The following is a 12,119-nucleotide window of genomic DNA, read 5'->3' on the forward strand; positions in this document are numbered from 1 at the left end:
GGCAGAGAGGTCACACCCGTTCCCATACCGAACACGGAAGTTAAGCTCTCTAGCGCCGATGGTAGTTGGGACCTTGTCCCTGTGAGAGTAGGACGTCGCCAAGCAACTAAAAACACAAGTCATTTGACTTGTGTTTTTTTGTATTGTTAAAAAGAATGGGAAAGAAGTAATGGAAATACAAACACGTTGCCCAAGAGTTAATCATATTATATAAAAGATGGGTGTATATTTTTCTGTAAATTGTTAAGGATTAGAAGTATAAAATAGGTTCACTTAAATAGGGAGGGAAGATTATGACATTACAAAGTGAAGTTTGTATTGTTTGTGAGACAAAAAGAAAAGAAGGTATATATGTTTATAATAATTTAATATGCCATGAATGTGAAAAGGATATGGTGAATACAGAGACAGATGATCCGAAATATATATATTATTTAAAGCAGCTTCGAAAATTAGAAGTATCATATTTTTAAATAGGCATATGCCTATTATTTTTTTTGTTCTGTATAATAGATAGAGAATGAATAATAAGGAAGAGATGTAGATGAATCAAAATCGTATGCCTTTATATGAGGCGTTAATAGAGTTTAAAGAAAGAGGGCCGTTATCCTTTCATGTTCCTGGTCATAAGAATGGTTTAAACTTCCCTCAGGAGGCAATAAGAGAGTTTAAAGGTATTCTATCTATTGATGTAACTGAATTAGCAGGACTAGATGATTTGCATAGTCCGTTTGAATGTATAGATGAGGCACAACAATTATTGGCTGAAGTTTATAATACAAAGAGAAGTTATTTTTTAATTAATGGTTCAACAGTCGGGAACTTAGCAATGATTTTGTCTTGTTGCGGGGAACATGATATTGTTCTTGTACAAAGAAATTGTCATAAATCAATTATTAATGGTTTAAAACTTGCGGGAGCAAATCCCATTTTTTTAGATCCATGGATTGATGAAGCTTACAACGTACCAGTGGGAGTTCGTAATGAAATTATTAAGAACGCAATTAGAAAGTATCCAAATGCGAAAGCACTTATTTTAACGCATCCTAATTATTATGGTATGGGGATGGATTTAGAGGCAAGCATCGCTTTTGCACATGCACATAAAATCCCTGTTTTGGTAGATGAGGCACATGGGGCACATCTATGTTTGGGAGAACCATTTCCGAAGTCAGCATTAACATATGGTGCAGATATTGTAGTTCATTCTGCACATAAAACATTACCCGCAATGACAATGGGTTCCTATTTACATATAAATAGTCATTTAGTAGACGAAGATAAGGTTACTACTTATTTAAGTATGCTACAATCTAGTAGTCCATCGTATCCAATTATGGCTTCCTTGGATATAGCACGCTTTACAATGGCGCGTATAAAAGAAGAAGGTCACAGTGAAATTGTTGAGTTTTTACGAAGATTTAAGGAACAATTACGTTCTATTCCCCAAATCGCCATTTTAGAATATCCGTTGCAAGATGAGTTAAAGGTCACCGTACAAACTCGTTGTCAGTTATCAGGGTACGAATTACAGTCTGTATTTGAAAAGGTCGGTATATATACAGAGATGGCTGATCCGTACAATGTCCTATTTATTTTACCCTTACAAGTAAATGAGGGATATATGAAGGTTATAGAGATGATCCGAGTAGCATTGCAACATTATGAGGTGAAAGACAAGAGGGAATCTATTCGTTATACTTATAATGGTGAATTCTCTCTTTTACCGTATACGTATAAACAACTAGACGGATATGAAACAAAGATAGTATCTATAGAAGATGCTGTTGGAATGATAGCGGCGGAAATGGTGATTCCGTATCCACCTGGAATTCCATTAATTATGTATGGAGAGAGAATTACTTCAGAGCATAAAGAGCAAATTATGTATTTAGAAAGAGCAGGAGCTCGTTTTCAAGGTAATACGAAATATATGAAAGTGTATGATATAGAAAGTAGGTTTTAGGATGAAGGGATTATTTGTAACAATTGAGGGCCCAGAAGGTTCAGGTAAAACAACGTTAATTAAAAGCTTATTGCCATATTTTGAACAAAAAGCACAAAAGGTAATGGCGACAAGGGAACCAGGCGGTATTGCAATTTCTGAGGACATTAGGACGATTTTACATAAACAAGAATATACGATGATGGAAGCACGTACAGAAGCGCTTCTTTATGCTGCTGCGCGCAGACAACATTTAGTAGAAAAAGTTATGCCAGCACTTAATGAGAACTACCTCGTGTTATGTGATCGTTTTATAGATAGCTCTTTAGCATACCAAGGCTATGCAAGAGGATTGGGTATGGATAAGGTATTTGAAATAAATCGTTTCGCAACAGAGGACTGTATGCCTAGTTTAACAATTTATCTAGACATTGAGCCTGAGGTTGGTTTGGCTCGGATTGAAAAAGATGCAGGACGTGAAGTAAATCGACTAGATATGGAAGATATCTCTTTCCATAAACGTGTGCGCGAAGGGTATTTACAAGTTGTAGAACGTTTCTCGGATCGTATTGTATTGGTAAATGCTGATCAACCGATGGAAAAACTTATAGAAGAAGTTGTTCAGATTATAGAAGATAAATTGTTATAATAGAAGGAAAGAATGAAATAAGTGAGGTATGCATTATGACGAAGACGTGGGAGCAGCTTTCTGCTATACAACCCATCGGTGTAAAAATGTTGATGAATAGCATTGCAAAAGAGCGTATATCCCACGCTTACTTGTTAGAGGGAGGGAAAGGGACAGGAAAGTTTGCGACAGCAATTCAAATGGCAAAGAGTTTCCTCTGTTCTGAGCGGAATGGAGTAGAGCCCTGCCATGTATGTACAAACTGTAAGCGAATTGATTCAGGTAACCACCCTAACTTACATATTGTAAAACCAGACGGATTATCTATTAAGAAGCAGCAAATTCATGATTTACAAGAAGAGTTTTCCAAAACAGGATTAGAGGCAAATAAAAAAATATATATTATTGAGCACGCAGATCGTATGACAGCAAATGCGGCAAATACACTTTTGAAATTTTTAGAAGAACCAAGTAGTGATACAACTGCTATTTTACTTACTGAACAAAGTCATCAAATTTTAAATACGATTTTATCTCGCTGCCAAGTTGTTACGTTTAGACCGTTACCTACGGAATCTTTAATTAGAAGATTACAGGATGAAGGGATTACAGCATCTTTATCGACACTTGCTGCTCAACTTACAAATAGTTTTGATGAAGCTTTAGCTTTATGTAGTGATGAATGGTTTGCACAAGCACGAGCTTTAGTGATAAAATTATGTGAAGCGCTCGAAAAAGATAAAACCTCTATTTTTTTTGTACAAGAAAAATGGGGAAAACACTTTGGAGAGAAAGAACAATTACAGCAAGGTTTAGATATGTTACTCCTTATTTATAAGGATTTATTATATGTTCAACTTGGAGAAGAAGATCGTCTTGTTTTTCATGAGCAGAAAGAGATGTTTGAATCGTTTTCCTATGCTCAGAAGCGCATTGTATCAGCTCTCTTTAATATATTAGAGGCAAAAAATAGAATCAACGCTAATGTAAATGCGCAGCTTGTGTTCGAACAGTTAGTGTTGCGGTTGCAGGAGGGATGACCGTTTTGTATGATGTAGTAGGTGTTCGCTTTAAGAAGGCCGGAAAGGTATATTACTTTGATCCAAACCAGTTCGATATCTCTGAAAATGAGTTTGTCATTGTAGAAACGGTAAGAGGTATTGAATACGGAAAAGTAGTTATTACCAAAAAACAAGTTGATGAAAACGACGTTGTATTACCGCTAAAAAAGGTTATTCGTATTGCAAATGAAAATGATCGTACCATTGTTGAAGAGAACAAACATGCTGCCAAAGAAGCATATCAAGTTTGTCAACAAAAGGTAGTAGAGCATAATCTTGATATGAAACTTGTAGATGTAGAGTATACATTCGATCGTAATAAGATTATTTTCTATTTTACTGCGGATGGTCGGATCGATTTCCGCGAACTAGTGAAGGACTTAGCCGCAATTTTTAGAACAAGAATTGAACTAAGACAAATTGGTGTTCGTGATGAAGCGAAGATGCTAGGTGGTATTGGTCCATGTGGTCGTATGCTTTGTTGTTCTACTTTTTTAGGGGATTTTGAACCTGTATCCATTAAAATGGCAAAGGATCAAAATTTATCATTAAATCCTGCAAAAATCTCTGGTTTATGTGGTCGCTTAATGTGTTGCTTAAAATATGAGAATGATGAATATGAGGCAGCAAAGGAACAACTTCCTGATTTAGATCAACGTATACAAACCCCGCATGGTACTGGCCGTGTTATCGGATTAAATATTTTAGAAAGATTAATTCAAGTGGAACTAGTAGACAAGGAACGGATAGTAGAATATACGTTAGATGAGTTAGTGAATAAAGGGGTCGTTTCGAGTCAAACCACAGATTAATGAGGTGGGTGCTTGTGGAGAAAAAAGATATTTTTGAATCGGTTTCTAGTATGGAAGAGCAAATTGGACATTTATATAAACAGTTGGGAGAGTTAAAACAGCATCTTGCAGAGTTGTTGGAAGAAAACCAACATATAAAAATGGAAAATAACAATTTGCGACACCGTTTTGAAGAAGTGCAGAATAAAGAAAAACAAAAAACTCAAAAACGTAAAGAAGTGAAGCCGAAAACAGATATTGGTGAAGGCTATGACAATTTAGCGAGACTATACCAAGAAGGTTTTCATATTTGCAATCTACATTATGGAAGTGTACGTAAAGAGGGAGATTGTTTGTTCTGTCTTTCATTCTTAAATAAAAAGTGAAATTACCTTTCCAATTATAATTGGAAAGGTAATTTTTTATACATGAAATAGGGTAGGTTAAGGGTAAGAAAAGGAGCAGTATATGAATTTATATGAAGATGAACGTTTAGATTACTTATTAGCACAAGACATGAAGATTATACAAAGCCCATCAGTATTTAATTTTTCTTTAGATGCCGTTTTACTTGCAGATTTTGCATGGGTACCAATTCAAAAGGGGAATTTACTTGATTTGTGTACAGGTAACGCGGTTGTTCCCCTTCTATTAAGTACAAGAACAAAAGGAAATATTACTGGTGTGGAAATTCAAGAACGCTTATATGATATGGGAGTAAGAAGTGTTCAATACAATGGGTTGGAAGAAAGAATTCACCTCATACATGGAGATTTGAAAGATATGCCAGAGAAACTTGGGCGTCATCAATATGATGTTGTTACATGTAATCCACCATATTTTCAAACACCTCAAACTTCAGAGAAAAATATGAATGAACATTTAGCGATAGCTCGTCATGAAATTATGTGTACATTAGAAGATGTTGTATCTGCAAGTAGTCAGTTAGTAAAACAAGGTGGGAAAGTAGCGTTTGTACATCGTCCAGGGCGATTACTAGACATTGTCACATTAATGCGTAAATATAAAATTGAACCAAAGCGTGTGCAATTTGTTTATCCTAAGGTTGGAAAAGAAGCAAATACATTGTTAATTGAAGGAATTAAGGATGGAAATGCAGATTTGAAAATTTTACCGCCTCTCGTTGTATATGAGAACAATAACGAATATACAAAGGAGCTACGTTCAATTTTATATGGAGAAGAATAAGCACTTTTTTTATGTGGTAGAGTGCTCTGATGGAAGTTATTATGCTGGATATACAAACCATATAGAAAAGAGAATTCAGACTCATAATAGCGGCAAAGGGGCTAAGTATACACGCGTCAGGCTTCCTGTCGTTTTAAAATATGTAGAGACCCACGATGATAAGCGTACAGCTATGCAAGCGGAGTATTACTTTAAGCAATTAACGAGAAAACAAAAAGAGGCATATATGCAAAAAGGAGAACGCTATGTGGCAACAAAAAAGCTTTCAACAAAATGAAAAGGGAGTTTTATATTTAGTACCAACTCCTATTGGAAATCTAGAAGATATGACATTTCGTGCAATCCGAATTTTAAAAGAAGTTGATTTAATTGCTGCTGAAGATACGAGACAAACGAAAAAACTTTGTAATTATTTTGAAATTGAAACACCTGTCACGAGTTATCATGAGCACAATAAAGAAGTAAGTGGGAAGAAACTATTAGAGAAATTAGAGGATGGAAAGAATGTAGCACTTGTTAGTGACGCTGGTATGCCGTGTATTTCTGATCCAGGTTACGATATTGTCGTTGAGGCAGTAGCTGAGCAATATCATGTAATTCCGCTTCCTGGAGCAAATGCAGCCCTTACAGCATTAATTGCATCCGGTCTTGAAACAAAGCAGTTTTATTTCTATGGTTTCTTGCAGAGAAACAAAAAGGAACGGAAGATGGAGTTAGAAAAGCTTCGTTATGTACAAACTACAATGATGTTTTATGAAGCACCTCATCGTTTAGATGATACTTTAATTTCGATGCAGGAAGTGTTGGGAAATAGAGAGATTGTATTATGTCGAGAGTTAACGAAAAAATTTGAGGAATTTATTCGAGGAACAATCGAAGAAGCAATTGAGTGGACGAAGCAAAATGAAGTACGTGGTGAATTTTGTATTTTAGTAGCTGGTTCAACAGAAGAACCTGCTCCAGAAGAACAATGGTGGGAATCTCTTTCGGTATATGATCATATTGAATATTATATAAATGAAAAAAGTATGAATTCAAAAGAAGCGATTAAAACAGTCGCTAAAGATCGAGATTTGTCGAAAAGAGATGTATATCAAATCTATCATGTCGATAAAAAATAAGCTTCTCATAATTGAGAAGCTTATTTTGCTGTTTCGATATAATCTTGAAGTTCGTTTAAGATTTGCTCAGCGCCTTCTTTGCTTAAGATGATTTTACCTTCAGCTAAAGAAAGGTTACCGTCAGATACTTCACCAGTTACTTGGCAAGTCATGTTTGGTTTATATTTCTTTAAGATGATTTTTTCGTCATCAACATAGATTTCAAGAGCGTCCTTTTCTGCAATACCTAAAGTACGGCGTAATTCGATTGGAATTACTACACGACCTAATTCATCAACTTTACGAACAATACCAGTAGATTTCATAATTTTTTTCCTCCTAAATAAATAGTTTATAAGTTTCGAGTCTATTTTTAGATTCGTCATTTTTCGACAAAATACCCTATGGACATATGATACCAATCATTTACATTTCCGTCAATTCTTAAATTCTATATTTTTTAAAAAGATTTATAGATTTCTTATTTCTTATATATAATAGATTGAGAGGAAATTCCACAATTATTTACATTATTTTCTGAAAAAATAATAAATTCAAAGTGGATATTGTATATTTTTTTGAAATATGAGCAATAGATGATAAAGATATTGAGCATTAAGACCTAAATTGAAAATTAGGTTGGCGTAAAGAAGATAAGTTAGATTTGGGCTGCTCGTAAAAGCCCAATTAACGTGGGCTAATAATTAGTGGGGAGGAACAAAAACCCTACTGATTAAAGTTTCACTTTATATATGAGTTTTTGATATACTGTTTATAAATACATATGAGGTTATTCGGGAGGTCCAAAACAATGACAGAGGAAAATAAGTCCTTTTATATTACTACCCCAATTTATTATCCAAGTGGAAAATTACACATTGGACATGCTTATACGACAGTAGCAGGAGATGCGATGGCACGATATAAGCGTATGCAAGGTTATAATGTGCATTATTTAACAGGAACTGATGAGCATGGACAGAAGATCCAAAAGAAAGCAGAAGAGTTAAATATTACGCCACAGGCATATGTTGATAACATTGTTGCAGGAATTAAAGAGCTTTGGGAGAAGATGGATATTTCTTATGATGATTTTATTCGTACAACTGAAGATCGTCATAAAGATGTTGTCGAAAAAATCTTTAAACAATTAGTAGATCAAGGTGACATTTATCTTGATGAATATGAAGGTTGGTATTCTGTACAAGATGAGACGTTCTATACAGAGCATCAATTAGTAGATCCAATTATGGAAGGCGACAAAGTAGTTGGAGGAAAAAGCCCAGATAGTGGTCATGATGTAGAACTTGTTCGTGAAGAATCTTATTTCTTTAGAATGGGTAAATATGTCGACAGACTATTAAAGTTCTATGAAGATAATCCACATTTCATTCAGCCGGAGTCTCGTAAAAATGAAATGATTAATAATTTTATTAAACCAGGATTAGAAGATTTAGCAGTTTCTCGTACTTCATTTGACTGGGGAGTTCGTGTTCCTGGTAACCCAAAACACGTTATTTATGTATGGGTTGACGCATTATCTAACTATATTACGGCGTTAGGTTATGGAACAGCAAATGAAGAGAAATATAAAAAATTCTGGCCTGCAGATGTGCATTTAGTTGGGAAAGAAATTGTTCGTTTCCATACAATTTATTGGCCGATAATTTTAATGGCATTAGATTTACCTCTTCCGAAGAAAGTCTTTGCTCATGGCTGGATTTTAATGAAGGATGGAAAGATGAGTAAGTCAAAAGGAAACGTAGTAGATCCAGTTACATTAATCGATCGTTACGGATTAGATGCATTACGTTATTACCTACTTCGTGAAGTTCCATTTGGATCTGATGGCGTATTTACACCAGAAGGATTTGTGGAGCGTATTAATTTCGACTTAGCAAATGACTTAGGTAATTTATTAAATCGTACAGTAGCTATGATTGATAAGTACTTTAACGGAGAAATCCCTGCATTTAAAGCAAATGTGACGGAATTTGATGAAACGTTAGTAGCGTTTGCACAAGATACTTTGAAAAAAGTAGAAGAAGCAATGGAGAATATGGAGTTCTCTGTAGCGTTAGGATCTATTTGGCAACTAGTTAGTCGTACGAATAAATATATTGATGAAACACAACCATGGGTATTAGCAAAAGATGAGAATGATCGTGAAAAGTTAGCCTCTGTAATGGCTCATTTAGCAGAAGTACTTCGTCAAACAGGTATTATGCTTATGCCATTCTTAACAGTAGCACCAAGCAAGATGTTTGCTCAGCTTGGCCTTACTGATGAAGCTCATAAATCTTGGGAAAGTCTCTCTACAATTGGCTGCATTCCAGCTGGAACAAAAGTAGAAAAAGGAAACCCAATTTTCCCTCGTTTAGAAATGGAAGTGGAAGTAGAGTACATTAAAGAACAAATGAAAAGCTCTGCTCCTAAAGTAGAAGAGAAAAAAGAAGAAGAACCGAAGGCAGAAGAAATTACAATTGATGATTTCTTTAAAGTAGAATTACGCGTAGCTGAAGTACTATCTGCTGAACCTGTGAAAAAAGCAGATAAGCTGTTAAAAATTCAACTAGACTTAGGTACAGAAAAGCGTCAAGTTGTTTCTGGAATTGCAAAATTCTATTCGCCGGAAGACTTAAAAGGTAAAAAGGTTATTTGTGTAACAAACTTAAAACCTGTAAAATTACGCGGTGAATTATCGCAAGGTATGATTTTAGCGGGTGAAGAGAATGGCGTATTGTCATTAGCATCAATTGACCAAAATCTACCAAATGGTACAAAAATCAAGTAATTAAGACAAGAAAAGAGATGTTTCACGTGTAACATGTGTGAAGCGTCTTTTTTCTTTTTACACTCTCTATTTTTGCATTAAGATTGTAGTATTGTTATCGTTAAGTTATTAAAGAACTTATTTTTGTAGAATAAACTTGATTTCAATATAAAAGGAGTTATGTATTATGTTGTTTGATACACATTCACATTTGAATGCAGAGCAATTCGAAGGAGATTTGCAAGAGGTTATTGCCCGAATGAAAGAAGCGGGAGTTACTTATACAGTTGTTGTTGGTTTTGATGAAGTAACGATAAAAAAGGCGATGGAATTAGCTGAAGCCTATGATTTTATTTACGCTGCGGTTGGGTGGCACCCAGTTGATGCAATCGACATGACAGAAGAACATTTAGCTTGGTTAGAAGAACTTGCTTCTCATCCTAAAGTCGTTGCACTTGGAGAAATGGGCTTAGATTATTACTGGGATAAGTCTCCAAAAGAAATACAGAAAGAAGTATTCCGTAAACAAATTGCATTAGCGAAAAAAGTAAAATTGCCGATTATTATACATAACCGCGATGCAACTCAAGATATTGTTGATATTCTAGAAGAAGAGAATGCAGCTGAAGTAGGAGGCATTATGCATTGCTTTAGCGGCAGCGTAGAGGTAGCAGAGCGATGTGTTGATATGAACTTTTTAATTTCGTTAGGTGGACCAGTTACATTTAAAAACGCTAAGAAGCCGAAAGAGGTTGCTACGGAGATTCCATTAGAGAAATTGTTAATAGAGACGGATTGTCCGTATTTAACACCGCATCCATTTCGAGGGAAACGAAATGAACCGAGTTATGTAAAACTCGTAGCAGAAGAAATTGCGAATTTAAAAGGAATTTCTTATGAGGAAGTAGCAGAAATGACAACTAAAAATGCAAAAGCTTTATTTGGTGTTGAATAAAAAAGAATGGGGAAACCTGTTCTTTTTTATTTTGAGAAAAACTAGTAGAAGTGATGAAGAAAATAAATGTGAATGATGAAGTGTTACAATAAGGACAGAGAACAAAGATTTTTCTATTCTATTTTTTAAAATATAAGAATGGGGAAAATAATAATGGAAAAGTCGTCATTTTTTTGTTTTACTAAGTAGAGACGAAATGAGTGTGGAGGCAAGCATGAAAATAAAAGAGATTATCGTTGTAGAAGGTAAAGATGATACAGTTGCGATTAAGCGTGCTGTTGATGCGGATACAATTGAAACGAACGGTTCAGCAATCGGTGATCATGTTATTGAGCAAGTTAAATTAGCGCAGCAAAAAAGGGGAGTTATTATTTTCACAGATCCGGATTATCCTGGAGAGCGTATTCGAAAAATTATTTCTGACAAGGTTCCTGGCTGTAAGCATGCCTTTTTACCGAAGGAAGAAGCGCTTGCTAAAAGGAAAAAGGGTGTTGGAATCGAACACGCTTCTAATGAGTCGATTCGCCGCGCTCTAGAGAATATACATGAAGAAATGGAAGCTTACACAAGTGAAATTAGTTGGAGTGATTTAGTCGATGCAGGCTTAGTGGGCGGAGAAATGGCAAAGAGCCGCAGAGAAAGAATGGGTAAGCTATTAAAGATTGGTTATACAAATGCAAAACAGTTACATAAACGATTACAGATGTTTCAAGTTTCAAAGGAATCATTTGCAGAAGCTTATAAGCAAGTAATACAGGAGGAAAAAAGATGAAGGATATCGCAACGCCAAATCGTACAAAAGACATTGTTGAAAAGTATGGATTTTCATTCAAAAAAAGTTTAGGACAAAACTTTTTAATTGATACAAATGTATTAAATCGTATTGTTGATCATGCAGAAATTGGTTCAGAAAGTGGTGCAATTGAAATTGGACCAGGTATTGGTGCATTAACAGAGCAATTAGCAAAGCGTGCTAAAAAAGTAGTGGCTTTTGAAATTGATCAAAGACTATTACCAATTTTAGATGAGACGTTAGCGCCATATGGTAACGTTACAGTTATTAATAAAGACGTACTAAAAGCAGATGTACATGAAGTATTTAATGAGCAATTTGAAGAAGGGCAAGATGTAATGGTAGTAGCTAACTTACCATACTATATTACAACGCCAATTTTATTTAAATTGCTTGAAGAAAAGTTACCAGTTCGTGGATTTGTTGTTATGATGCAAAAAGAAGTTGGAGATCGTTTAGCTGCTAAACCTGGAACGAAAGAGTATGGTTCTTTATCGATTGCCATTCAGTATTATACAGAGGTTGAAACAGTTATGACTGTACCGCGTACAGTGTTTGTACCACAGCCAAACGTTGATTCTGCAATTATCCGCCTTCTAAAGCGTCCTAAACCGGTTGTAGAGGTGACAGATGAAACGTTCTTCTTTGAAGTAGTACGAGCAAGTTTCGCACAGCGCCGTAAAACTTTAATGAATAATTTATCAAATAATTTAAATGGTTTCCCGAAAGATAAGGAGTTATTGGATCGAATTTTAACAGAAGTAGGAATTGATCCAAAGCGAAGAGGCGAAACGCTATCTATTGAAGAGTTTGCAACATTAAGTAATGCATTAGTTCTTCATAAATTATCATAAGAATATGAAA

At 35.1% G+C, this 12,119-nt stretch carries 14 protein-coding genes and 1 rRNA gene; 14 read left to right on the forward strand and 1 reads right to left on the reverse strand.

Features of this window, described 5'->3' with window-relative positions:
- The 10 genes from rrf to rsmI form a co-directional block, all read left to right on the forward strand.
- Positions 1–104: ribosomal RNA gene (rrf, locus tag MR168_RS12985) — 5S ribosomal RNA — on the forward strand; the annotation flags it as partial.
- A gap of 189 nt (positions 105–293) precedes the next feature.
- On the forward strand, positions 294–473 hold the full coding sequence (locus tag MR168_RS12990; RefSeq protein WP_000175076.1) for a sigma factor G inhibitor Gin: 180 nt from the start codon (positions 294–296) through the stop codon (positions 471–473).
- Between the two features lie 71 nt (positions 474–544).
- Positions 545–1,966 carry an aminotransferase class I/II-fold pyridoxal phosphate-dependent enzyme gene (locus tag MR168_RS12995; RefSeq protein WP_006920522.1) on the forward strand — a complete coding sequence of 474 codons (1,422 nt, stop codon included), beginning with the start codon at positions 545–547 and terminating at the stop codon, positions 1,964–1,966.
- 1 nt (position 1,967) lies between these two features.
- On the forward strand, positions 1,968–2,594 hold the full coding sequence (gene tmk, locus MR168_RS13000) for a dTMP kinase (RefSeq protein ID WP_000677218.1): 627 nt from the start codon (positions 1,968–1,970) through the stop codon (positions 2,592–2,594).
- Positions 2,595–2,629: 35 nt separating this feature from the next.
- Entirely contained in the window at positions 2,630–3,613 is a 984-nt protein-coding gene (gene holB / locus MR168_RS13005; RefSeq protein WP_000169561.1) for a DNA polymerase III subunit delta', read from the forward strand.
- Positions 3,614–3,618: 5 nt separating this feature from the next.
- Positions 3,619–4,446, forward strand: a complete 828-nt coding sequence (locus tag MR168_RS13010; RefSeq protein WP_000272429.1) for a PSP1 domain-containing protein — start codon at positions 3,619–3,621, stop codon at positions 4,444–4,446.
- 14 nt (positions 4,447–4,460) lie between these two features.
- A complete protein-coding gene (gene yabA, locus MR168_RS13015) occupies positions 4,461–4,811 on the forward strand; it encodes a DNA replication initiation control protein YabA (protein WP_000412063.1) in 351 nt (116 codons plus the stop codon).
- Positions 4,812–4,893: 82 nt separating this feature from the next.
- Positions 4,894–5,634, forward strand: a complete 741-nt coding sequence (locus MR168_RS13020) for a tRNA1(Val) (adenine(37)-N6)-methyltransferase (RefSeq protein WP_001055366.1) — start codon at positions 4,894–4,896, stop codon at positions 5,632–5,634.
- The gene (locus MR168_RS13025) at positions 5,621–5,911 is read left to right on the forward strand and encodes a GIY-YIG nuclease family protein (protein ID WP_000414350.1); all 291 of its coding nucleotides are present in this window, start codon (positions 5,621–5,623) and stop codon (positions 5,909–5,911) included. Before MR168_RS13020 ends, MR168_RS13025 begins: the two co-directional genes overlap by 14 nt.
- The gene (gene rsmI, locus MR168_RS13030) at positions 5,880–6,755 is read left to right on the forward strand and encodes a 16S rRNA (cytidine(1402)-2'-O)-methyltransferase (protein ID WP_000267821.1); all 876 of its coding nucleotides are present in this window, start codon (positions 5,880–5,882) and stop codon (positions 6,753–6,755) included. The genes MR168_RS13025 and rsmI overlap by 32 nt, the downstream gene beginning before the upstream one ends.
- Before the next feature lie 20 nt (positions 6,756–6,775).
- Here the strand turns inward: rsmI and MR168_RS13035 are convergent, their stop codons facing one another.
- Entirely contained in the window at positions 6,776–7,060 is a 285-nt protein-coding gene (locus tag MR168_RS13035; protein WP_000843036.1) for an AbrB/MazE/SpoVT family DNA-binding domain-containing protein, read from the reverse strand.
- A gap of 485 nt (positions 7,061–7,545) precedes the next feature.
- Here MR168_RS13035 and metG point away from each other — a divergent pair, with 485 nt between their 5' ends.
- From metG to rsmA, 4 genes are all read left to right on the forward strand, one after another.
- Positions 7,546–9,528 (forward strand): methionine--tRNA ligase, encoded by a 1,983-nt coding sequence (metG, locus tag MR168_RS13040; protein ID WP_000134132.1) that lies wholly within the window; start codon positions 7,546–7,548, stop codon positions 9,526–9,528.
- Positions 9,529–9,694: 166 nt separating this feature from the next.
- Positions 9,695–10,462 (forward strand): TatD family hydrolase, encoded by a 768-nt coding sequence (locus MR168_RS13045; RefSeq protein ID WP_086411679.1) that lies wholly within the window; start codon positions 9,695–9,697, stop codon positions 10,460–10,462.
- A 214-nt stretch (positions 10,463–10,676) separates the two neighbouring features.
- On the forward strand, positions 10,677–11,234 hold the full coding sequence (gene rnmV, locus MR168_RS13050) for a ribonuclease M5 (RefSeq protein WP_000692836.1): 558 nt from the start codon (positions 10,677–10,679) through the stop codon (positions 11,232–11,234).
- Positions 11,231–12,109: a 16S rRNA (adenine(1518)-N(6)/adenine(1519)-N(6))-dimethyltransferase RsmA gene (rsmA, locus tag MR168_RS13055; protein ID WP_000651548.1), complete on the forward strand. Its 879-nt coding sequence runs from the start codon at positions 11,231–11,233 to the stop codon at positions 12,107–12,109. The genes rnmV and rsmA overlap by 4 nt, the downstream gene beginning before the upstream one ends.
- Positions 12,110–12,119: the final 10 nt, after the last annotated feature.

It is taken from the genome of Bacillus cereus group sp. BfR-BA-01356 (assembly GCF_022663635.1).
In the GTDB taxonomy this organism is placed as follows: Bacteria; Bacillota; Bacilli; order Bacillales; family Bacillaceae_G; genus Bacillus_A; species Bacillus_A cereus.